The organism is Enterobacter cloacae complex sp. IR53030 (genome assembly GCF_049238365.1).
GTDB classification, from domain to species: Bacteria; Pseudomonadota; Gammaproteobacteria; order Enterobacterales; family Enterobacteriaceae; genus Enterobacter; species Enterobacter kobei.
Genome location: NZ_JBMKHA010000014.1, coordinates 48,227 through 69,518 on the forward strand (window position 1 = coordinate 48,227; position 21,292 = coordinate 69,518).

23 protein-coding genes are annotated in these 21,292 nt (G+C 55.5%); 17 read left to right on the forward strand and 6 right to left on the reverse strand.

The window, feature by feature from the left end; all coding sequences use genetic code 11:
* Nucleotides 1–11: 11 nt before the first annotated feature.
* The 3 genes from ACOTXR_RS15050 to ACOTXR_RS15060 form a co-directional block, all read right to left on the reverse strand.
* On the reverse strand, nt 12–1,427 hold the full coding sequence (locus ACOTXR_RS15050; RefSeq protein WP_058690780.1) for a DUF1116 domain-containing protein: 1,416 nt from the start codon (nt 1,425–1,427) through the stop codon (nt 12–14).
* Nucleotides 1,427–2,968 carry an acyl-CoA synthetase FdrA gene (gene fdrA, locus ACOTXR_RS15055; protein WP_058690781.1) on the reverse strand — a complete coding sequence of 514 codons (1,542 nt, stop codon included), beginning with the start codon at nt 2,966–2,968 and terminating at the stop codon, nt 1,427–1,429. Before fdrA ends, ACOTXR_RS15050 begins: the two co-directional genes overlap by 1 nt.
* Nucleotides 2,969–3,076: 108 nt before the next feature.
* Entirely contained in the window at nt 3,077–3,682 is a 606-nt protein-coding gene (locus ACOTXR_RS15060) for an ankyrin repeat domain-containing protein (protein ID WP_058690782.1), read from the reverse strand.
* Nucleotides 3,683–4,002: 320 nt separating this feature from the next.
* Here ACOTXR_RS15060 and ACOTXR_RS15065 point away from each other — a divergent pair, with 320 nt between their 5' ends.
* Entirely contained in the window at nt 4,003–4,932 is a 930-nt protein-coding gene (locus ACOTXR_RS15065) for a LysR substrate-binding domain-containing protein (protein ID WP_078309474.1), read from the forward strand.
* Here the strand turns inward: ACOTXR_RS15065 and ACOTXR_RS15070 are convergent.
* Nucleotides 4,929–5,087, reverse strand: a complete 159-nt coding sequence (locus ACOTXR_RS15070) for a YqaE/Pmp3 family membrane protein (protein WP_014884952.1) — start codon at nt 5,085–5,087, stop codon at nt 4,929–4,931. The two genes, ACOTXR_RS15065 and ACOTXR_RS15070, sit on opposite strands and share 4 nt — an antisense overlap.
* Before the next feature lie 178 nt (nt 5,088–5,265).
* On the opposite strand from ACOTXR_RS15070, the gene ACOTXR_RS15075 reads away from it, so the two are divergent.
* From ACOTXR_RS15075 to ACOTXR_RS15085, 3 genes are all read left to right on the forward strand, one after another.
* The gene (locus tag ACOTXR_RS15075; RefSeq protein ID WP_014884953.1) at nt 5,266–5,565 is read left to right on the forward strand and encodes an ArsR/SmtB family transcription factor; all 300 of its coding nucleotides are present in this window, start codon (nt 5,266–5,268) and stop codon (nt 5,563–5,565) included.
* A 9-nt stretch (nt 5,566–5,574) separates the two neighbouring features.
* The gene (locus tag ACOTXR_RS15080) at nt 5,575–6,096 is read left to right on the forward strand and encodes a rhodanese family protein (RefSeq protein WP_014884954.1); all 522 of its coding nucleotides are present in this window, start codon (nt 5,575–5,577) and stop codon (nt 6,094–6,096) included.
* 79 nt (nt 6,097–6,175) lie between these two features.
* Nucleotides 6,176–6,355, forward strand: a complete 180-nt coding sequence (locus tag ACOTXR_RS15085) for a hypothetical protein (RefSeq protein WP_014884955.1) — start codon at nt 6,176–6,178, stop codon at nt 6,353–6,355.
* A 38-nt stretch (nt 6,356–6,393) separates the two neighbouring features.
* On the opposite strand, the gene stpA is transcribed toward ACOTXR_RS15085, so the two are convergent.
* Nucleotides 6,394–6,798 carry a DNA-binding protein StpA gene (gene stpA / locus ACOTXR_RS15090; RefSeq protein ID WP_023337683.1) on the reverse strand — a complete coding sequence of 135 codons (405 nt, stop codon included), beginning with the start codon at nt 6,796–6,798 and terminating at the stop codon, nt 6,394–6,396.
* A gap of 494 nt (nt 6,799–7,292) precedes the next feature.
* Between stpA and alaE the strand changes: the two genes are divergently transcribed.
* Entirely contained in the window at nt 7,293–7,742 is a 450-nt protein-coding gene (gene alaE, locus ACOTXR_RS15095; RefSeq protein ID WP_023331140.1) for an L-alanine exporter AlaE, read from the forward strand.
* Nucleotides 7,743–7,774: 32 nt separating this feature from the next.
* Here the strand turns inward: alaE and ACOTXR_RS15100 are convergent, their stop codons facing one another.
* Nucleotides 7,775–8,119 carry a DUF2002 family protein gene (locus tag ACOTXR_RS15100; protein WP_006811693.1) on the reverse strand — a complete coding sequence of 115 codons (345 nt, stop codon included), beginning with the start codon at nt 8,117–8,119 and terminating at the stop codon, nt 7,775–7,777.
* Nucleotides 8,120–8,279: 160 nt separating this feature from the next.
* On the opposite strand from ACOTXR_RS15100, the gene ACOTXR_RS15105 reads away from it, so the two are divergent.
* From ACOTXR_RS15105 to emrB, 12 genes are all read left to right on the forward strand, one after another.
* Entirely contained in the window at nt 8,280–8,606 is a 327-nt protein-coding gene (locus ACOTXR_RS15105; protein WP_023308924.1) for a DUF883 domain-containing protein, read from the forward strand.
* Nucleotides 8,607–8,852: 246 nt separating this feature from the next.
* A complete protein-coding gene (nrdH, locus tag ACOTXR_RS15110; RefSeq protein WP_014884959.1) occupies nt 8,853–9,092 on the forward strand; it encodes a glutaredoxin-like protein NrdH in 240 nt (79 codons plus the stop codon).
* The gene (gene nrdI, locus ACOTXR_RS15115) at nt 9,089–9,499 is read left to right on the forward strand and encodes a class Ib ribonucleoside-diphosphate reductase assembly flavoprotein NrdI (protein WP_058690784.1); all 411 of its coding nucleotides are present in this window, start codon (nt 9,089–9,091) and stop codon (nt 9,497–9,499) included. Before nrdH ends, nrdI begins: the two co-directional genes overlap by 4 nt.
* Nucleotides 9,472–11,616: a class 1b ribonucleoside-diphosphate reductase subunit alpha gene (nrdE, locus tag ACOTXR_RS15120; protein ID WP_421767050.1), complete on the forward strand. Its 2,145-nt coding sequence runs from the start codon at nt 9,472–9,474 to the stop codon at nt 11,614–11,616. The genes nrdI and nrdE overlap by 28 nt, the downstream gene beginning before the upstream one ends.
* Before the next feature lie 9 nt (nt 11,617–11,625).
* Nucleotides 11,626–12,585 (forward strand): class 1b ribonucleoside-diphosphate reductase subunit beta, encoded by a 960-nt coding sequence (nrdF, locus tag ACOTXR_RS15125; RefSeq protein ID WP_058690786.1) that lies wholly within the window; start codon nt 11,626–11,628, stop codon nt 12,583–12,585.
* A 333-nt stretch (nt 12,586–12,918) separates the two neighbouring features.
* Nucleotides 12,919–14,130 carry a glycine betaine/L-proline ABC transporter ATP-binding protein ProV gene (gene proV, locus ACOTXR_RS15130; RefSeq protein ID WP_014884963.1) on the forward strand — a complete coding sequence of 404 codons (1,212 nt, stop codon included), beginning with the start codon at nt 12,919–12,921 and terminating at the stop codon, nt 14,128–14,130.
* Nucleotides 14,114–15,184, forward strand: a complete 1,071-nt coding sequence (gene proW / locus ACOTXR_RS15135; RefSeq protein ID WP_014884964.1) for a glycine betaine/L-proline ABC transporter permease ProW — start codon at nt 14,114–14,116, stop codon at nt 15,182–15,184. The genes proV and proW overlap by 17 nt, the downstream gene beginning before the upstream one ends.
* Before the next feature lie 9 nt (nt 15,185–15,193).
* On the forward strand, nt 15,194–16,189 hold the full coding sequence (gene proX / locus ACOTXR_RS15140; RefSeq protein WP_023331143.1) for a glycine betaine/L-proline ABC transporter substrate-binding protein ProX: 996 nt from the start codon (nt 15,194–15,196) through the stop codon (nt 16,187–16,189).
* Nucleotides 16,190–16,376: 187 nt separating this feature from the next.
* Nucleotides 16,377–17,561: an MFS transporter gene (locus ACOTXR_RS15145; protein ID WP_014884966.1), complete on the forward strand. Its 1,185-nt coding sequence runs from the start codon at nt 16,377–16,379 to the stop codon at nt 17,559–17,561.
* A 314-nt stretch (nt 17,562–17,875) separates the two neighbouring features.
* Nucleotides 17,876–18,406, forward strand: a complete 531-nt coding sequence (gene mprA / locus ACOTXR_RS15150) for a transcriptional repressor MprA (protein ID WP_014884967.1) — start codon at nt 17,876–17,878, stop codon at nt 18,404–18,406.
* A 126-nt stretch (nt 18,407–18,532) separates the two neighbouring features.
* Nucleotides 18,533–19,705: a multidrug efflux MFS transporter periplasmic adaptor subunit EmrA gene (gene emrA, locus ACOTXR_RS15155; RefSeq protein ID WP_014884968.1), complete on the forward strand. Its 1,173-nt coding sequence runs from the start codon at nt 18,533–18,535 to the stop codon at nt 19,703–19,705.
* Between the two features lie 16 nt (nt 19,706–19,721).
* On the forward strand, nt 19,722–21,269 hold the full coding sequence (gene emrB, locus ACOTXR_RS15160) for a multidrug efflux MFS transporter permease subunit EmrB (protein ID WP_014884969.1): 1,548 nt from the start codon (nt 19,722–19,724) through the stop codon (nt 21,267–21,269).
* The last annotated feature ends 23 nt before the right edge of the window (nt 21,270–21,292 follow it).

A 21,292-nucleotide genomic window follows, 5' to 3' on the forward strand; every position in this document is an offset into this window, starting at 1 on the left:
GGATGCATGCCTTATAAAACGTAGCGATCGCGGAAGGTCAACAGCGCCTTTTCAAAACAGCTGAACGGCGGGTGAACGATGCCCGCCCCAATCATGCCGATACCGGCGTCCTTGTGGGCAATGGCGGTATTAATGACCGGCAAAATGCCGCTGCCTGCCACTTTGGTGATGTCGATGGCAGTCGGGATGCCCATAAAAGAGAGCAGCGGAATGGTGACGTTCGGGTTTTCGCCGAGGGTGATTTCGCGCATCTGGCGGGAGAAGTCGATGGCTTCTTCCACCGTGCCGCCCACCAGCGCCACAATCGCCGGCGCCGTCGCCATGGCAAAACCGCCGATGCCGTAGGTTTCCGTAATTGCGCTGTCGCCGATATCCAGCCCGGAGTCTTCCGGCTTATAGCCCGCAAACATCGGGCCAATGACCTGCTGCGCCGGGCCGGTGAACCATTGCCCCGGCAGGCCGGAGACGCGCAGACCGAACTCGTAGCCGTTGCGCGCCATGGTGGTGACAACGGTGCTGTACTCAATGCCGTGGGCGGCGTCCAGCGCGGCTTTGCACATTGCCATCCACGTCGGGCCGGAGAAGTAGTCGCTGCTGGCGACAAACTCGAACACCTCACGCTGCTGCTCAACAGGATAACCCGCCTGGATCAGACCCGGCGTCAGGGCCTGGATCAGCAGCGTAGTGCCCGCGTTGTTGCGGTTGTGGCACTCGTCGCCCATGTGCAGCGCCTGGGCCAGCATCAGACGAAGATCGATTTCACCGACGATCTTCATCGCGTCGCGCAGCATCGGGCCGAGCACGTCGCGCATCCAGTTCAGGCGGTCAATCACGCTCTGGTCGTTGGCGCCCATGCGCAGGATCTTCGCCATCTGCTCGCTGAGGTTGGTGAACGCGCGGTTGCCGTAGGTTTTGTTCTCAACGATGTGCATAAACATCGACGCGGAGGTGACGCCCGCCATCGAGCCCACGCAGTCGTGCTCGTGGCACGGCGAGAAGGTGATTTCCCCTGAAGCAGCGAGCCTTGCAGCCTCCTCCAGATCTGCCGCCAGCCCCTCGAACACCAGCGCGCCGGTGACCGCCCCTTTCATCGCCCCGCACATGTTTTCCCACGAGACAGGCGGACCGGCATGCAGGATGGTGTTGCGGGTCATGCCCGGCACGACGTTAATCGCCTGGTCATAGCCCACCAGCACCGGGTGGGACTGAATAATGCGCTCAAGCGCGATGTGGTTAGCGGCGGCAATTTTCTCCGCCAGCGATTTTTCGGCCAGTTGATCGAGCGCCTCAACGATCTGCATGTTACCCTGCCCTGGCGGCGTCCAGTCGAGCTGGGTCACGGGAACGTGCTGTTTTTTGAGGTCGTCGCTGAACATCGCGATACCGACGTTAATCACGTTCAGCGGCTGGTTAAATAAGGTGGTCATTATGCGTTCTCCCCTTTGCAGACAAATTCGCGAGCCAGTAATCCGGTATTGGTGCTGCTGCTGGCCCAGATGACGCCCGCATCGGTCAGGAGCTGGCACTGCTGAGCAAGCTTCTGCGGATCCTGGTCGGTACCAAGCACATAGCCTAAGATCGCCAGCGGACGGCTGTCGGCCTTCGCGATCGCCTGCGCCTCTTTGATCGCGTCGAGCATCACGCCAACCGGATCCTCATGCGCGCCAAACCCGAGCACAAAATCCATCACGATGACCCCCACCTGCGGATCGCGCGCCTCCTGCAGCAGGCGGCTGATGCGGTTGGTCGGGTCGATCATCGGGTGCGGTTTGCCGTTGGTGAAATCATCATCGCCAAAGTCGAGGAAGGTATGGGCCTGGCTGACGTTGATGTCGCTCAGACGCTTCGCCGGATCCGGCTGGATGTTGCTGTAGACGTCGTCGTACTTCTCCAGCGCCGCAAACATCGCTTCGTCGCACAGGGTCCCACCGCAGAAGAGCCCACGAATGTATTTTTGCTGCGGGGTCAGGCGGGCGCGCACCTCTTCAATCAGCGGCCAGTTGAGCGGGTGCAAATCCAGAGACGCTTTGTCGATGCCGGTAAGGAGTACCGCTTTCAGGGCTGCCTCTTTGGTGGCTCGGGCAAACTGCAGGCCGTCTTCATCAGCGGGCGGTACGTTGCGGCCGAGGAAACACACGACGACGGGCTTGCGGCAGGCGCGGGCGCGGGCGAGGACTTTTTCAGCCACCGCGGGTGCGGGTGGCTTGGAGATGAGGGCAATCACCTGGGTGCCTTCATCGGCCTCCAGCATGTCGATGGCGTCGAGCATCATCAGGCCACCGATTTTCTCGCTGAGATCGCGCCCGCCGGTGCCAATCAGCTGCGACACACCGCCGCCGAATTCATGAATGCGCACGCTGAGTTCCTGGCTGCCGGTCCCGGATGCGCCGACAATCCCAATCGTCCCGCGACATACCGCGTTAGCGAAGCACAGCCCCGCGCCGTTGATAATGGCGGTGCCGCAGTCCGGCCCCATCATCAGCAGCCCTTTCTGGTGGGCCAGCTGCTTCAGCGCCAGCTCGTCATCGAGCGACACGTTATCGGAAAAGAGCATGACGTTAAGATCGTTTTCCAGCGCCTGACGTGCTTCGCGGGCGGCAAAGGTGCCGTTGACAGAGATCACCGCAAGGTTGCTGTCCGGGCGATGGGTTTTGGCGCTGGCAATCGTGGCGTAGCGCGCTTCGTGGGAGCCTGCACGCTCTTTGCGCGTAAATAACGCTTCGATGGCCGCCAGCGTTTCATCATTCGCCGCATCGCCTTTAATAACGATCATCAGATCGCCGTTTTTCGCGTTTTCTAATTCCGGCGTCAGCAGTCCAAGGTTTTTTAATACGCCTTTATTCATCTCCGTCGCCATCGCCACAAAGGCCTGTTCAACCCCCGGCAATTTATTGGCTTTAGTGGAAATGGACATTAATGAGACGGAGTCAAAATAAGTGTTCTTTTTAATCACGATTTTTGTGGGCATTATTTTCTCCTGAAAGCGGATAAAAGGGGGCCGCCGTCGTGCAAAATGCACGCCGGTAAAAATGCTTTTTTTATTAAGCGGCCAGCCGGAGCAGGCTGACCGTCGTCTTTACGCGCCGGCCGCCAGCAGCAGGTCGGCGATCGCGTGGTAGCCTTTTTCCCGCGCCAGCTCGAGCGGGGTTTTACCGTATTTATCGGTCATGTGCGGGTTCGCGCCGTTATCCAGTAACAACTTCACAATTTCCTGCTGTTTCTCGCCGCCGTCATTCAACACGATGGCCTCCAGCAGCGGCGTCCAGCCGACAAAGTTGGTGTGGTTGACGTTAATATCGGTTTTTGCCAACAGCTCGCGCACAATTTCAACGTGGCCTTTCTCACTGGCCGGGGTAATCCCCACGCCACCGAAGCGCGTCAGGCGATCCAGGTCCGGATTTGCCGGAAGAACGATGCGCAGTAACGTTAAATCATTGGTCAGGCAGCTAATCAGGAAGGGGTTAAAACAGGTCTGGTCCTGTTTATCAATATCCGCACCGGCTGCAATTAAAAATCCCACACAGGCATAATGCTTTTTCAGGCTGGCAATAATAATGGCGGTTCTTTTCTGGCGGTTGGTGGCGTTAATATCCACGCCTTTCTCCAGACAGGCTTTTAGCGCGTCGACGTTCCCCTCTTCTGCCGCCAGCAGAAATTCCGTCACCAGTGCAGTTGCAGACATATTCAGACTCCCTATGTTTCATTTCTGATGACCTGAGAATAGCAACAGCCTGGTGATAAAAGAATCCGCTTAAAATTCATTCATCGACAGGCAATTCATTGTTGAGTTAAATTCAACGGTTCAGCTAAAACGTGCGTCTGTGCAACCTTTTTCTTATGTTTTACCGCTTTTTAGCGCCTCAGGCTGCATTATCCTTATGGCTGAGAAAGCCTTGTACCGCGCGGCCCTGAGCAAATAGCCAGAACTGTGACCGGCTTCAAATGTGATGTAACAGCGCTGTTAAAATATGTTCAAAACTGATGGCAACCAGGAGCCGTAATATGAATTCCATCTTTACCGAAGAGAACCTGCTGGCCTTCACCACTGCGGCACGTTTTGGCAGTTTCAGCAAAGCCGCCGCCGAGCTGGGCGTGACCACCTCGGCCATCAGTTACACCATTAAACGCATGGAGACCGGGCTGGACGTGGTGTTGTTTGTGCGTAACACGCGCAGCATTGAGCTGACCGAATCTGGCTTTTACTTTTACCGCAAGGCAACCGACCTGCTGAACGACTTTCACGCCATCAAGCGCGGAATTGATACCATTTCGCAGGGCATTGAGGCGCGGGTGCGTATCTGTATCAATCAGCTTTTGTATACTCCACGTCATACTGCACGCCTGCTGCAGGTGCTGAAAAAGCAGTTTCCCACCTGCCAGATCACGGTGACCACCGAGGTGTATAACGGCGTCTGGGATTCCATCATCAACAACCAGGCCAATATCGCGATTGGTGCGCCGGATACCCTGCTCGACGGCGGCGGCATTGATTACACCGAGATTGGCGCCATCCGCTGGGTATTTGCTATCGCACCGGAACATCCGCTGGCCTTTGTCCCCGAGCCGATTGCGGAGAGCCAGCTGCGGCTATATCCCAACATCATGGTGGAAGATACCGCGCACACCATTAATAAGAAGGTCGGCTGGCTGCTGCACGGGCAGGAGGCGATTCTGGTGCCGGATTTCAACACCAAGTGCCAGTGTCAGATTCTGGGAGAAGGGATTGGCTTTTTGCCGGAATACATGGCCCGCGAGGCGGGAGAAGACGGGCTACTGGTCACCCGACGCATCAACAATCCGCGTCAGGATTCCCGCATGCTGCTTGCCACACAACATGCGGCGACCGGCCAGGTCACTCGCTGGATCAAACAGCAGTTTGGTCCAGCGGGCGTGCTGACGAACATCTATAGCGATTTACTCTGGCGGGCTTAGCTTTTGGTTTGAACCCAAAACGCGTGGATAAGACCGGGAATGTAACCCAGCAAGGTCAAAAGAATATTCAGGATAAACGCCCAGCCAAACCCCTTACCGAGCAGCACGCCCAGCGGAGGAAGAATAATCGTAAAGACAATACGCCAAAAACCCATAAGCACTCCGTACAAGCTAACCAGTTGAAAATAAATAAGAGTATGACTCTAAGCGTAGCCAGTTTATCGGCTTCTGCCATCCAGACCCGTCCCATTTACCCTCTTTTACGCTTTTGGCAGTGGTGTAACGCACCGTAATAGTTTAGAATTTACTTAATTAAGGAAATGCTAAACTAAAATGACTGAACTTGAACAACTCCAGGCCAGCGCTGAGCAGGCCGCCGCCCTGTTGAAAGCGATGAGTAATCCACGTCGGCTGCTGATCCTCTGCACATTATGCGGAGCTCCCGGCACCCGTGCGGGCGACCTGGCGCGTGCCACCGGGCTGAGCCCTTCCGCCACGTCGCAGCATCTGGCGCGTATGCGTGAGGAAGGACTTATCGACAGCACCCGTGAGGCGCAGCGCATTCTTTATTTCATTAAAAACGATGCGGTGCTTCAGCTCATCAGCACCCTGAAAACCCTTTATTGTCCGTAAGGAGTCGCCATGTCACTTCCGCTGATTACACCGCAACAGGCCAAAGCCCGCGTAGCCGAGGGCGCCAGACTCATAGATATTCGTGATACCGACGAATATGCCCGCGAGCATATTTCCGGGGCAGAGTCAGTACCGCTAGCCACCTTACCCGGCGGACTTAACGCACGGGCGGGTGAAATAGTGCTTTTTCACTGTCAGTCCGGTGCCAGGACGTCCGGGAATGCTGACCGCCTGGCCCAGGCGGCGTCACCCGCTCAGGCATTTGTGGTCGAGGGGGGCATTCAGGGCTGGAAGCAGGCCGGGCTGCTGACCGTTGAAGATAAATCCCAGCCTCTCCCGCTGATGCGTCAGGTGCAAATCGCGGCCGGGCTGTTGATTCTCTGCGGCGTGGTGCTGGGCTATAGCGTCTCCAGCGGCTTTTTCCTGCTCAGCGGTTTTGTGGGCGCCGGGCTGCTGTTCGCCGGTGTAACGGGATTTTGCGGTATGGCGAGACTGCTCAAGGTGATGCCATGGAACCGGCGTACCTCATAAGCAGTAATCTGTGAAAGTCACTGTACCCGGCGTCATACGTGGGCTAAGGTGAAGATCGCTTAAACGATGAGGAGGTAATATGTTTTCTGTCGGTGATTATGTGCAACCGCGTAAAGGCGGCCCGAAGCTGAAAGTGCTCGAAGTGAATGGTGAAAGCGTTGTGGCGGTTCAGGCCAGTAATGAACAAGGCGAAAAATATACCCTGAAAGCGGCCGATCTGGCGCCGTATAGTGAAGAAGGTGATTTCGGCGTCTGCTGAACAAACAACCGGGCGGCGATTACCGCCCGGCTCACGCATTAGATCAGAAAATCATCCAGCGTTTTACCCTCTGCCAGCGCGCTGGCAATAGGCTTCGGCGTGCGGCCCTGGCCGGTCCACGTTTTCTCTTCACCGTTCTGATCAATAAAGCGATATTTCGCTTCACGCGGTTTACGCTTTTTAGTCGGTTTACCCGTCTGCGCCAGCTCGGAACCCAGCAGATCGGTCGGTGAAATACCATCGGCTTTCATCAGCTCCAGCAGGGCATTAATTTTCTCCTGCTGCTCAGCACGCTGCTGCTCTAATTCCGCCAGCTCACTGCGTTTCTCTTCAGTAACGACCCTGACCTTTTCCAGCATTTCCTCAAGAACGTCCAGGGATAATTCACGCGCCATCGCGCGCAGGGTTCGGATATTATTAAGATTCTGTAACGTCAAAGACATATTATTTGAAAACCTTTTCTTTGGGGTAAATAGATAAATCACCCACAGAATAATTCATTTCGACCAGAATATCTACCCAAGGGTCCGCAGGGGCATCAGTGTAAATATATTTAAATATTAACGTTAATAATAACGCAGGATGCCGGCGAGCCTGGTGCGAATCTAATCACCACATCAATATAAATGGTCAACTTTAATTCAAATTACAGCATACTGCGCCGCCATCCAGACAAGGATGACTCACCCTGGCCGCCTCGAAAATCAAGTCTTTGTTTTTTATGAAAAAGCACCTTAACAAGACAGATTATAACGAGCAGAACAAAAAACACCCAATTTTAGAGAATTTTGTGGACAAAAGGCGATTAAATAAAAATTAATCACTAGTTGTTAGTTCAAACACAGAGAGATACGCTATACACGTCAAACAAAGCAACCTAAAGCACTAATCGCCGAAGGGAATCGTTTCCACTGTGTTCTTCTCGAGGAGTTCAGACATGTTCTCGCCGCAATCTCGCCTGCGCCACGCTGTGGCGGATACTTTTGCGATGGTTGTTTACTGTTCCGTCGTGAACATGCTGATTGAAATATTCCTCTCAGGAATGACCTTTGAGCAGTCACTTTCTTCGCGTCTGGTGGCCATCCCGGTCAACATTATTATCGCATGGCCATACGGATTATACCGCGATGCGGTCATGCGTTTCGCCCGTCGTATCAGCCCCGCAGGCTGGGTAAAAAACCTGGCGGACGTGCTGGCTTATGTGACGTTCCAGTCTCCGGTATATGTGGCTATTCTGTTAACCGTGGGCGCAGACTGGCACCAGATCGTCGCGGCGGTCAGTTCGAATATCGTTATTTCGATGTTGATGGGCGCCGTATACGGCTATTTCCTCGACTACTGTCGCCGTCTGTTCAAAGTCAGTCAGTACAGCCAGGCGAAAGCGTGATGTGAAGCGACTGGCGAATGCCAGTCGCCAGTTTACTGTACGTCGCCAAACAGTCCCTTCAGAAACCGCTCCAGCGCCATGCGCGAACTGAAGCCATGCGGAATACCATAATGTTCATGCGTTTCTCCGCCTAAATAGAGCGGGAATTGCTGATAATGATCGCAGGTTTTAATATCCGAGGCAGGCTCAGCAAATGACAGACTTCTGTCTTTCAGCGTCGGGTGAATAATGAGAGCGGTACGTCCCATTCTGGCTTCACGATTAACATACACATAATTCTCACCGCGGCGATATCCATACGCTTTTGACGTCACCTCATCCATGGTGAATCCCTCTTTTTCAAGAACGCGTGCCACCTCGTCAGGTCGTAAATACATATCTTTTCCTCGTTATCTTTTCCTGCCCGGCAACCTTACAGTATTCAGCATTAGCAGGGCTTTCAGAATAGTCCATAAACTGCCGGATAACGCGTGACGCGCTTCAGATATTAAATTTCTGAACTAAACTGATCGGGAACGCAAATTTACGGAGGATCGTATGTTTAACAGACCGAACCGAAACGATATTAACGACGACGCGCAGGATATTCGTAATGATGTCAGCCAATTAGCGGACACGCTGGAAGAGGTGCTGAAGTCCTGGGGATCTGACGCGAAGGACGAAGCGGATGCCGCAAAACGTAAGGCTCAGTCTCTGCTCCGTGAAACCCGCGCCAGAATGAACGGACGTTCACGCGCCACGCAGGCTGCCTGCGACATGGCAAGCTGTGCAACGACCTTCGTACGTGAAAAGCCACTTTGTACGCTGGGAACGGTCGCAGCGGTCGGCATCTTTGTCGGCGCCCTGCTCAGCCTGCGAAAATAAGTGCGGCTTCTCATCAGCCCCGGTGGCCTCAGGCGCCGGGGCTTTTCTTTGCCTTATCCTTTGAAAAACCCGTGCAGCCCGCCCTGCCCCGCTGAGCTCATCACCAGGGCAACATCAATCTGAATTTCCCATATCTTGTATGGTTGAAACTTAAGATAACTACATCTAGTATCCCCTTTAGCAAGACACACACAACCTGACGCGATGATTCGCGCCGCTCTCTCATTTTAAATGGAAATACGAATCATGAGCATTATTATTTACACTCGTAACAATTGTGTTCAGTGCCACGCCACCAAACGGGCGATGGAAAGCCGTGGAATGGTTTTTGAGATGGTGAATATCGACCAGCAGCCTGAGGCCGCTGAGACCCTGCGGGCGCAGGGATTCCGTCAGCTCCCGGTGGTCATTGCCGGTGAAACCCGGTGGTCCGGCTTTCGCCCGGACATGATTAACCGTCTGAGCGCCCAGGCCGCCAGCGCATGAGTGGGCTGGTCTACTTCTCCAGCAGCTCGGAAAACACGCTTCGCTTTATCGCGCGCGTCGGGCTGCCTGCGGTGCGTATTCCGCTTAATGAGCGGGAACGTATTCAGGTAGACGAACCTTACATTCTGGTGGTGCCCAGCTATGGCGGTGGCGGTACGGCAGGCGCCGTGCCTCGCCAGGTGATCCGCTTTCTTAACGATCCGCATAACCGCAGGCTTATCCGTGGCGTGATCGCGGCAGGCAATCGCAATTTCGGCGATGCCTTTGGCCGCGCCGGGGATGTCATCTCTCAAAAATGCGGCGTGCCGTATCTCTATCGCTTCGAACTGATGGGGACACAGCAGGACGTAGAAAATGTGCGAAAAGGAGTGAACGAATTTTGGCAACGACAACCGCAGAACGGATAATCCAGGCAACACCTGATTACCACGCATTAAACGCAATGCTTAACCTCTATGATCGGGAGGGGCGCATTCAGTTTGGCAAAGATCATGAGGCGGTGGAGGCCTTTTTCGCCGCCCACGTCCGTCCAAACAGCGTCGTTTTTGGCAGCCAGCAGGAACGCCTCGATTTTCTGGTTAAAGAGGGCTATTACGAGGAGCGCGTGTTGACCCGCTACGACCGCGCCTTCGTGGTGAAGCTTTTCGAGCGCGCGCATGCGAGCGGTTTTCGTTTCCAGACCTTCCTCGGCGCGTGGAAGTATTACACCAGCTACACCCTGAAAACCTTCGACGGTAAACGCTACCTGGAACATTTTGAAGATCGCGTCGTGATGGTGGCGCTGACCCTTGCCCAGGGCGATGAAGCGTTGGCTGAACGGCTGATGGAGGAGATCCTCGCCGGGCGCTTCCAGCCCGCCACGCCAACGTTTCTCAACTGCGGTAAGGCCCAGCGCGGCGAGCTGGTCTCCTGCTTCCTGCTGCGCATCGAAGACAATATGGAGTCGATTGGCCGTGCGGTAAACTCGGCGCGTCAGCTTTCCAAACGCGGCGGCGGCGTGGCGTTTATGGACTCGAACCAGCGTGAAGCGGGCGCGCCGATCAAGCGCATTGAAAACCAGTCTTCCGGCGTGATCCCGGTGATGAAGATGCTGGAAGATGCATTCTCCTACGCCAACCAGCTTGGCGCACGCCAGGGCGCCGGGGCGGTTTACCTGCACGCGCATCATCCCGATATTCTGCGTTTTCTGGATACCAAACGCGAAAATGCCGACGAAAAAATCCGTATCAAAACCCTGTCGCTGGGGGTGGTGATCCCGGATATCACCTTTAAACTGGCAAAAGAGAATGCCGAGATGGCGCTCTTTTCGCCGTATGACGTTGAGCGTATTTACGGCAAACCCTTTGGCGACGTAGCCATCAGCGAGCGCTACGAGGAGCTGGTAGCCGACGAGCGCATCCGCAAAAAAACCATCAACGCCCGCGATTTCTTCCAGACGCTGGCAGAAATCCAGTTTGAGTCTGGCTATCCGTACATCATGTACGAGGATACGGTAAACCGCGCGAACCCGATTGCCGGACGCATCAACATGAGCAACCTGTGCTCGGAGATTTTGCAGGTCAACAGCGCGTCAACATACGACGAGAACCTGGACTACGCGGCTATCGGCAAGGATATCTCCTGTAACCTCGGGTCGCTGAATATCGCCCACACCATGGATTCCCCTGACGTCGGCCGCACGGTGGAGACGGCCATTCGCGGACTGACGGCGGTATCGGACATGAGCCACATCCGCAGCGTGCCCTCCATCGAAGCGGGTAACGCAGCATCGCACGCTATCGGCCTGGGGCAGATGAACCTTCACGGCTACCTGGCACGCGAAGGCATCGCCTACGGCAGTCCGGAAGGGCTGGATTTTACTAACCTCTATTTCTATACCATTACCTGGCATGCGCTGCACACCTCAATGATGCTGGCGCGCGAGCGCAACCAGCGGTTCGCGGGATTTGAACAGTCGCGCTACGCCAGCGGGGAATATTTTAGCCAGTATCTTGAAGGTGAGTGGCAGCCGAAAACCGCAAAAGTGCGCGATCTCTTTGCCCGCGCGGGGATAACCCTGCCGACGCGCGAGATGTGGCAGCAGCTGCGTGATGACGTGATGCGCCACGGTATCTATAACCAGAACCTCCAGGCCGTGCCGCCAACCGGGTCTATCTCGTATATCAACCATGCCACGTCGAGCATTCATCCGATTGTGTCGAAAATTGAAATTCGCAAGGAAGGCAAGACCGGACGCGTTTACTACCCTGCCCCGTTTATGACCAACGACAACCTGGCGCTGTATCAGGATGCGTATGAAATCGGCCCGGAAAAAATCATCGATACCTACGCCGAAGCGACAAAACACGTGGATCAGGGGCTGTCGCTGACGCTCTTCTTCCCGGATACCGCCACCACGCGGGATATCAACAAAGCGCAGATCTACGCCTGGAAGAAAGGCATCAAAACGCTTTACTACATTCGCCTGCGCCAGCTTGCGCTGGAAGGCACCGAAATCGAAGGCTGCGTGTCCTGCGCGCTGTAAGGAGAAAGGATGAAACTGTCACGCGTGAATGCCGTTAACTGGAACAAAATCCAGGACGATAAAGATCTGGAGGTATGGAACCGCCTGACCAGCAACTTCTGGCTGCCGGAAAAAGTCCCGCTCTCCAATGATATTCCGGCCTGGCAAACCCTGAGCCACGCCGAGCAAAAGCTGACGATCCGCGTCTTTACCGGCCTGACGCTCCTGGACACCATCCAGAACACCGTTGGTGCCCCGGCGTTGATGGCTGACGCGCTGACACCGCATGAAGAGGCGGTGATGTCGAACATCAGCTTTATGGAGGCGGTGCACGCCCGCTCTTACAGCTCGATTTTTTCCACGCTGTGCCAGACCAAAGACGTGGATGCGGCTTACGCCTGGAGTGAAGAGAGCGCGTCATTGCAGCGCAAGGCTGCGCTGGTGCTTGAGTATTATCGGGCCGACGAGCCGCTGAAAAAGAAGGTCGCCAGCGTGTTTCTGGAATCCTTCCTCTTCTACTCTGGCTTCTGGCTGCCAATGTACTGGTCGAGCCGGGGCAAGCTCACCAACACCGCCGACCTGATTCGGCTCATCATTCGGGATGAAGCGGTGCACGGGTATTACATCGGCTATAAATACCAGAAAGGTCTGGAGAAAATCAGTACGGAAAAACGCGATGAACTAAAAGGGTTTGCGCTCGATTTGCTGATGGATCTGTACGATAACGAGCTGAGCTATACCGAAGAGCTGTACGCCGGAACGGGCTGGGAAGAAGACGTCAAAGCGTTCCTCTGCTACAACGCCAACAAGGCGCTGATGAACCTTGGTTACGAGGCGCTGTTCCCGCCGGAGATGGCGGAAGTGAACCCGGCAATTCTGGCGGCGCTGTCGCCTAATGCCGACGAAAACCACGATTTCTTCTCCGGGTCCGGTTCATCGTATGTGATGGGCAAAGCGGTGGAGACGAAAGACGAAGACTGGGATTTTTAATGAGTGAATTAACGTTCATTAATTAAATATAAATCCCTTTATTTCTACCAGAATATTTCCCTGGGAACTACACTGTAATTCCTCCGTCATATTCGCCTGAATCATACCGATTCAGGCGAAATTCCCCGATTCAGCAGCAAAAATTTAAGAAAAACTCAAATGACGCTCAGCCCTTTACTCATGGGAAATTCAGCCGTTTCGCTTACCTGAAAATCCCCACCATAAGCAAACGCAGGGTTGTCTCAGATTCTCAGTATGTTAGGGTTATGCCCGTTAACAATTTACCATGGTAATCATATTGGCATAAACAAATAACAGGACACTCTCTATTGCATGGCAATTAAATTAGAAGTGAAAAATCTTTATAAAGTATTTGGCGAGCATCCACAGCGCGCATTCAAATATATTGAAAAAGGCCTTACGAAAGAGCAAATTCTGGAAAAAACCGGGCTATCGCTTGGCGTTAAAGACGCCAGTCTGGCCATTGAAGAAGGCGAGATTTTTGTCATCATGGGGTTATCCGGTTCGGGTAAATCCACTATGGTTCGCCTTCTCAATCGCCTGATTGAACCCACCCGCGGACAGGTGCTGATTGACGGCGTGGATATCGCCAGAATATCAGACGCAGAGCTCCGCGAGGTGCGCAGAAAGAAGATTGCAATGGTGTTCCAGTCATTCGCGCTAATGCCGCATATGACGGTGCTGGATAATGCCGCTTTCGGTATGGAATTAGCGGGCGTTGCTGCGCAAGAACGTCAGGAAAAAGCGCTTGATGCGCTGCGTCAGGTTGGGCTCGAAAATTATGCTCACGCCTACCCGGATGAACTTTCCGGCGGGATGCGTCAGCGTGTGGGTTTAGCCCGCGCATTAGCCATTAATCCAGACATATTATTAATGGATGAAGCCTTCTCCGCGCTCGACCCGTTAATTCGCACCGAGATGCAGGATGAGCTGGTAAAATTACAGGCAAAACATCAGCGAACCATTGTCTTTATTTCCCATGATTTAGATGAAGCCATGCGTATTGGCGACCGCATTGCGATTATGCAAAATGGTGAGGTGGTGCAGGTCGGCACGCCGGATGAAATACTGAATAATCCGGCAAATGATTACGTGCGTACCTTCTTCCGCGGCGTGGATATTAGCCATGTGTTTAGCGCGAAAGATATTGCCCGTCGAACGCCAAACGGCATTATCCGTAAAACGCCAGGTTTCGGCCCACGCTCCGCGCTTAAGCTTCTGCAGGACGAAGACCGTGAATACGGTTATCTGGTTGAACGCGGCAATAAATTTGTCGGCATTGTCTCCATCGACTCCCTGAAAACCGCCCTTAGCGAAAATCAGGGAATCGATGCGGCGTTAATCGACGCTCCCCTTGCCGTGGACGCCGAAACGCCGCTCAGCGAGTTGCTCTCCCACGTCGGCCAGGCACCGTGTGCCGTTCCGGTCGTCGGGGAAGAACAACAGTACGTCGGCATCATCTCAAAACGCATGTTGCTGCAGGCTTTAGATCGCGAGGGAGCAAACAATGACCGATCAATCTAACCCGTGGGGCACCACTGAAGCAGCGGACAGCGCTGCGCAATCTGCCGATGCGTGGGGCTCCACGCCAGCACCTGCCGATGGCGGTGGCGCGGCGGACTGGCTCAACAGCGCACCTGCGCCTGCGCCAGAACACTTCAACATTATGGATCCGTTCCATAAAACGCTGATCCCACTCGATAGCTGGGTCACGGAGGGGATCGACTGGGTAGTAACGCATTTTCGTCCGCTCTTTCAGGGGATCCGCGTCCCGGTGGATTACATCCTCAACGGCTTCCAGCAGCTGATGCTCGGTATGCCAGCTCCGGTCGCGATCGTTTTGTTCTCGCTGATCGCCTGGCAGTTCGGTAGCGCAGGAATGGGGATCGCCACGCTGATTTCGCTGATTGCCATTGGCGCCATTGGCGCCTGGTCGCAGGCGATGATCACCCTGGCACTGGTGCTGACCGCCCTGCTCTTCTGTATTGTCATCGGCCTGCCGATGGGGATCTGGCTGGCACGTAGCCCGCGGGCGGCGAAGATCATTCGTCCGCTGCTGGATGCGATGCAGACCACACCGGCATTCGTCTATCTGGTGCCTATCGTAATGCTGTTCGGTATCGGTAACGTGCCGGGCGTGGTGGTAACCATTATCTTCGCCCTGCCGCCGATTATTCGTCTGACCATCCTGGGCATTAACCAGGTGCCGGCCGATCTGATCGAAGCGTCACGCTCGTTTGGTGCCAGCCCGCGTCAGATGCTGTTTAAGGTCCAGCTCCCGCTGGCGATGCCGACCATCATGGCAGGCGTTAACCAGACGCTGATGCTGGCGCTGTCGATGGTGGTCATTGCCTCAATGATCGCCGTGGGCGGTCTGGGCCAGATGGTGCTGCGCGGTATTGGCCGTCTCGACATGGGGCTGGCTACCGTAGGCGGCGTGGGCATTGTGATCCTCGCCATTATTCTTGACCGCCTGACACAGGCTGTCGGTCGTGATTCACGCAGTCGCGGCAACCGTCGCTGGTATACCACCGGCCCTGTCGGGTTATTCACTCGCCCTTTCACGAAATCAAAATAAGGAACAACGATGCGACATAACGTACTTTTTGCCACAGCGTTTGCCACCCTTGTCTCCACCAGCACGTTTGCAGCTGACCTGCCGGGTAAAGGCATCACCGTGCAGCCGGTGCAGAGCACCATTTCGGAAGAGAGCTTCCAGACGCTCATCGTCAGCCGAGCCCTGGAAAAACTGGGCTACACGGTCAACACGCCGAGCGAAGTGGATTACAACGTGGGCTACACCTCGATTGCCTCCGGTGATGCCACCTTTACCGCGGTGAACTGGCAGCCGCTGCACGACGATATGTATGCCGCCGCCGGTGGCGACAAGAAATTCTATCGTGAAGGCACCTTCGTAACCGGTGCAGCGCAGGGTTATCTGATCGACAAGAAAACCGCCGATAAGTACCACATCACCAATATTGAACAGCTGAAAGATCCGAAGATCGCCAAACTGTTCGACACCAACGGTGACGGTAAAGCCGACATGATGGGTTGCTCACCGGGCTGGGGCTGTGAAGCGGTGATTAATCACCAGAACAAAGCCTATGACCTGGCGAAGACGGTTGATGTCAGCCACGGTAACTATTCGGCGATGATGGCCGACACCATTGCCCGGTTCAAAGAGGGTAAACCGGTGATCTACTACACCTGGACGCCGTACTGGGTGAGCGACGTGCTGAAGCCGGGTAAAGACGTGGTGTGGCTGCAGGTGCCATTCTCCTCCTTGCCGGGCGAGCAGAAGGATATCGACACCAAACTGCCGAACGGCATGAACTACGGCTTCCCGGTGAATACCATGCATATTGTGGCGAACAAAGCCTGGGCCGAGAAAAACCCGGCGGCAGCAAAATTGTTCTCGGTAATGAAACTGCCGCTGGCGGATATCAATGCTCAGAACGCCATGATGCATGCGGGCAAATCGTCTGAAGCGGATGTCAAAGGTCACGTCGACGGCTGGATCAAAGCCCACCAGCAGCAGTTTGACGGCTGGGTGAAAGAGGCGCTTGCGGCGCAGAAGTAAAGCACAAAGCCTTACCCCTCACCCTAACCCTCTCCCCTTTGGGGAGAGGGCCGGGGTGAGGGGGCACCAGACCGTACGATCCCCCTAAACCGCACAATCCATCACCCAACAATCCCCCCACCTTAACAATCATTCGCTATTATGGTTTCCGGAAAAATAATCACTTAACGAACGATTCCTGAAACTCATGACAAAAACAACTCCAGGGCTTAGCCCCGCACTTATCCTTTTAATGTCCGTGGCAACGGGTCTGGCCGTCGCCAGCAACTATTACGCGCAACCCCTTCTCGACACCATCGCCCGCGCGTTCAACCTTTCTGCCAGTTCCGCTGGCTTCATCGTGACGGCGGCACAGCTCGGCTACGCCGCCGGGTTGCTGTTCCTGGTGCCGCTTGGCGATATGTTTGAACGCCGGATGCTGATTGTTTCGATGACGCTGCTGGCGGCAGGTGGCATGCTGATCACCGCCAGCAGCCAGTCGCTGACGATGATGATCGTCGGTACCGCGCTGACAGGGCTGTTCTCCGTCGTCGCGCAAATCCTGGTACCCCTCGCCGCGACGCTGGCCTCACCGGACAAACGTGGCAAGGTAGTGGGCACCATCATGAGCGGCCTGCTGCTGGGGATTTTGCTGGCGCGTACCGTGGCAGGACTACTGGCAAGCCTCGGCGGCTGGCGCACCGTTTATTGGGTGGCGAGCGTGTTAATGGTGGTGATGGCGCTGGCGCTGTGGCGCGGCCTGCCGAAGGTGAAGCAAGAGAACCACCTTAACTATCCGCAGCTTCTGGCCTCCGTGTTCAGCCTGTTCACTCAGGATAAACTCCTGCGCACCCGCGCTCTGCTTGGATGTTTGACCTTCGCCAACTTCAGTATTCTCTGGACCTCAATGGCGTTTCTGCTCGCGGCACCGCCGTTTAACTATTCTGAAGGCGTCATTGGTCTGTTCGGCCTGGCCGGTGCTGCGGGCGCGCTGGGTGCGCGTCCGGCGGGTGGGCTGGCCGACAAAGGCAAATCACATTTGACCACCACCGCCGGGCTGGTTTTGCTCCTGCTCTCCTGGGCGGCGATCTGGTATGGACACGTCTCGGTGCTGGCGCTGATCGTCGGTATTCTGGTACTCGACCTCACCGTACAGGGTGTCCACATTACTAATCAGACCGTGATTTATCGCGTGAAACCCGAAGCGCGTAACCGCCTCACCGCCGGATACATGACCAGCTACTTCATTGGTGGTGCTGCTGGTTCATTAATTTCAGCGTCGGCGTGGCAGCATGCCGGCTGGTCGGGCGTGTGTGGGATTGGGGCCATCGTTGCCGCGCTCAACCTTCTTGTATGGTGGCGCGGCTACCATCGCCAGGAGGCGATTCACTAAGTTTTACATTGCTTTGGGCCTCTTAGGGTATAAAGGGGCCCTGCAGTCTGTTAATGTAAACGTAATCATTTATCCCAGAAATTTTAATGTGGGTGACATATCTACAATTGGCATGAATAGTTCAGACCCCCGTCCTCACATCCTCTCTTCTACGGGTTCACACCCTACTCTTTCTGTGCTCACCGGGTCACGGACTTACCCGGCGCTTTCTGACGGTGACATTCATTTGGCGGATATAACCGCACAAATAATTCATTTACATTATTTGTCACTGTCGTTACTATATCGGCTGTAATTAATGAGGTTATGCCCAAATGGATAGTTCGTTTACGCCCATTGAACAAATGCTTAAATTCCGCGCCAGTCGCCATGAGGACTTCCCGTATCAGGAAATCCTGCTGACTCGCCTGTGCATGCACATGCAGGGTAAGCTTCTGGAAAACCGTAATAAGATGCTGAAAGCTCAAGGGATTAACGAGACGTTGTTTATGGCGTTGATTACGCTGGAGTCTCAGGAAAACCACAGTATTCAGCCTTCTGAGCTGAGCTGCGCGCTGGGCTCTTCCCGTACCAACGCAACCCGTATTGCCGATGAGCTGGAAAAGCGCGGCTGGATTGAACGCCGTGAAAGCGACAACGATCGTCGTTGCCTGCATCTGCAACTGACCGACAAAGGTCACGAATTCCTGCGTGAGGTACTGCCACCTCAGCACAATTGCCTGCACAAACTCTGGTCTGCCCTCAGCACCGCCGAGCGCGACCAGCTTGAGCACATCACGCGCAAGCTGCTCACCCGTCTGGATCAGATGGATGAAGATGGCGCCATTCTTGAGGCGCTGCGCTAACGCGACGACACGCTCAACAATCCAGATTCATAAGAAAACCGACAGGCCAGCACGTCACACTGCTGGCCTTTCTGACAACAGGTCGGCTCAGCCGATGTGAAAATAAGAAGATCGTGGAGAACAACAATGAGCGCAAATGCGGAGAGCACTAACCCGCAGCAACCGGCCAACAAGAAAGGCAAACGTAAAAGTGCCCTTCTTCTGTTGACCTTGCTCTTTATTATTATTGCCGTGGCATATGGGATCTATTGGTTTTTAGTATTGCGTCATGCTGAAGAGACAGACGACGCCTACGTGGCAGGGAACCAGGTACAGATTATGGCGCAGGTGTCGGGCAGCGTGACGAAAGTCTGGGCTGACAATACCGACTTTGTGCAAAAAGGCGATGTGTTGGTCACCCTCGATCCGACTGACGCGCAGCAGGCATTTGAGAAAGCCCAGACCGCGCTGGCCTCCAGCGTTCGTCAGACCCGCCAGCTGATGATCAACAGCAAACAGCTGCAGGCCAATATCGACGTGCAGAAAACTGCACTCGCCCAGGCGCAGAGCGACCTCAACCGCCGCGTACCGCTCGGCACCGCCAACCTGATTGGCCGTGAAGAGCTGCAACACGCCCGCGATGCCGTTGCCAGCGCTCAGGCGCAGCTGGATGTGGCGATTCAACAGTACAATGCCAACCAGGCAATGGTGCTGGGCACCAGCCTTGAAAACCAGCCCGCCGTGCAGCAGGCGGCGACTGAAGTGCGTAACGCATGGCTAGCCCTGCAGCGTACCAAAATCGTCAGCCCGATGACCGGCTATGTCTCCCGCCGTTCCGTTCAGCCTGGGGCGCAGATCAGCCCGACCACGCCGCTGATGGCGGTCGTTCCGGCAGACAATCTGTGGGTAGACGCTAACTTTAAAGAGACGCAACTTGCCCATATGCGTATCGGCCAGACCGCGACGGTTGTCAGCGACATCTACGGCGATGACGTGAAGTACACCGGGAAAGTGGTTGGCCTGGACATGGGTACCGGCAGCGCCTTCTCCCTGCTGCCTGCGCAGAACGCCACCGGTAACTGGATCAAAGTGGTTCAGCGTCTGCCTGTGCGTATTGAACTGGATGCAAAACAGCTGGCGGATCACCCGCTGCGTATCGGCCTCTCAACGCTTGTGACGGTTGACACCGCGAACCGCGACGGTCAGATCCTGGCAAGCCAGGTGCGTAGCAGCCCGGCTTATGAAAGTAACGCCCGTGAAATTAGCCTCGATCCGGTCAACAAGCTGATCGATGACATCGTGAAGGCAAACGCCGGTTAATCCGAAGGTGAGCGTTATGCAACAGCAAAAGCCGCAAAAACCGCTGGAAGGCGCGCAGCTGGTCATTATGACCATTGCGCTGTCGCTGGCGACATTCATGCAGGTGCTGGACTCCACCATCGCAAACGTGGCGATCCCGACCATCGCCGGTAACCTTGGCTCGTCGCTGAGCCAGGGGACCTGGGTCATTACCTCATTCGGGGTGGCAAACGCCATCTCCATTCCGATCACCGGCTGGCTGGCAAAGCGTGTCGGTGAGGTGAAGCTGTTCCTGTGGTCTACGGTGGCGTTTGTGCTGGCCTCCTGGGCATGCGGCATGTCAAACAGCCTGACGATGTTGATTTTCTTCCGCGTCATTCAGGGGATTGTCGCCGGGCCGCTGATCCCGCTTTCCCAGAGTTTGCTGCTGAGCAACTATCCCCCTGCGAAACGCTCCGTCGCGCTGGCGCTCTGGTCAATGACCGTGATCGTCGCGCCTATCTGCGGACCCATTCTCGGCGGATACATCAGCGATAACTATCACTGGGGCTGGATCTTCTTCATCAACGTACCGATTGGCGCCGTCGTGGTATTAATGACGCTGCAATCGCTGCGGGGACGAGAGACGCGCACCGAACAGCGGCGTATTGACAGCATCGGGCTGGCGCTGCTGATCCTGGGTATCGGTAGCCTACAGATCATGCTCGACCGGGGTAAAGAGCTCGACTGGTTCAACTCGCAGGAGATCGTCATCCTGACCATTGTCGCGGTGGTGTCGCTCAGCTTCCTGATTGTCTGGGAGCTGACGGACGACAACCCGATAGTCGATCTCTCGCTGTTTAAGTCGCGAAACTTCACCATCGGCTGTCTGTGTATCAGCCTCGCCTATATGCTCTACTTCGGCGCGATTGTTCTGCTGCCACAGCTGTTGCAGGAGGTGTATGGCTATACCGCAACCTGGGCGGGGCTGGCGTCTGCACCTGTTGGGGTGATCCCGGTCCTGCTGTCGCCGATCATTGGCCGCTTCGCCCATAAGCTCGACATGCGTCGTCTGGTGACGTTCAGCTTCATCATGTACGCGGTGTGCTTCTACTGGCGTGCGTATACCTTCGAGCCAGGAATGGACTTTGGCGCCTCGGCGTGGCCGCAGTTTATTCAGGGCTTCGCGGTCGCGTGCTTCTTTATGCCGCTAACCACCATCACGCTCTCCGGCTTACCCCCTGAGCGTCTGGCGGCGGCGTCGAGCCTGTCGAACTTCACCCGAACGCTGGCGGGCTCCATCGGGACGTCGATCACCACCACCCTGTGGACGAACCGTGAATCGATGCACCATGCCCAGCTGACCGAAGCGGTGAATCCGTACAACCCGAATGCCCAGCAGATGTACAGCCAGCTGCAGGGCATGGGGATGACGGAGCAGCAGGCATCCGGCTGGATTGCCCAGCAGATCACCAGCCAGGGACTGATTATCTCGGCCAACGAGATTTTCTGGATTTCGGCAGGGATCTTCATCGTCCTGCTGGGGCTGGTGTGGTTTGCCAGACCACCGTTTGGTGCCGGTGGCGGGGGCGGTGGCGCGCACTAGTCCTCTGCGGCGGTTGCCGGGTG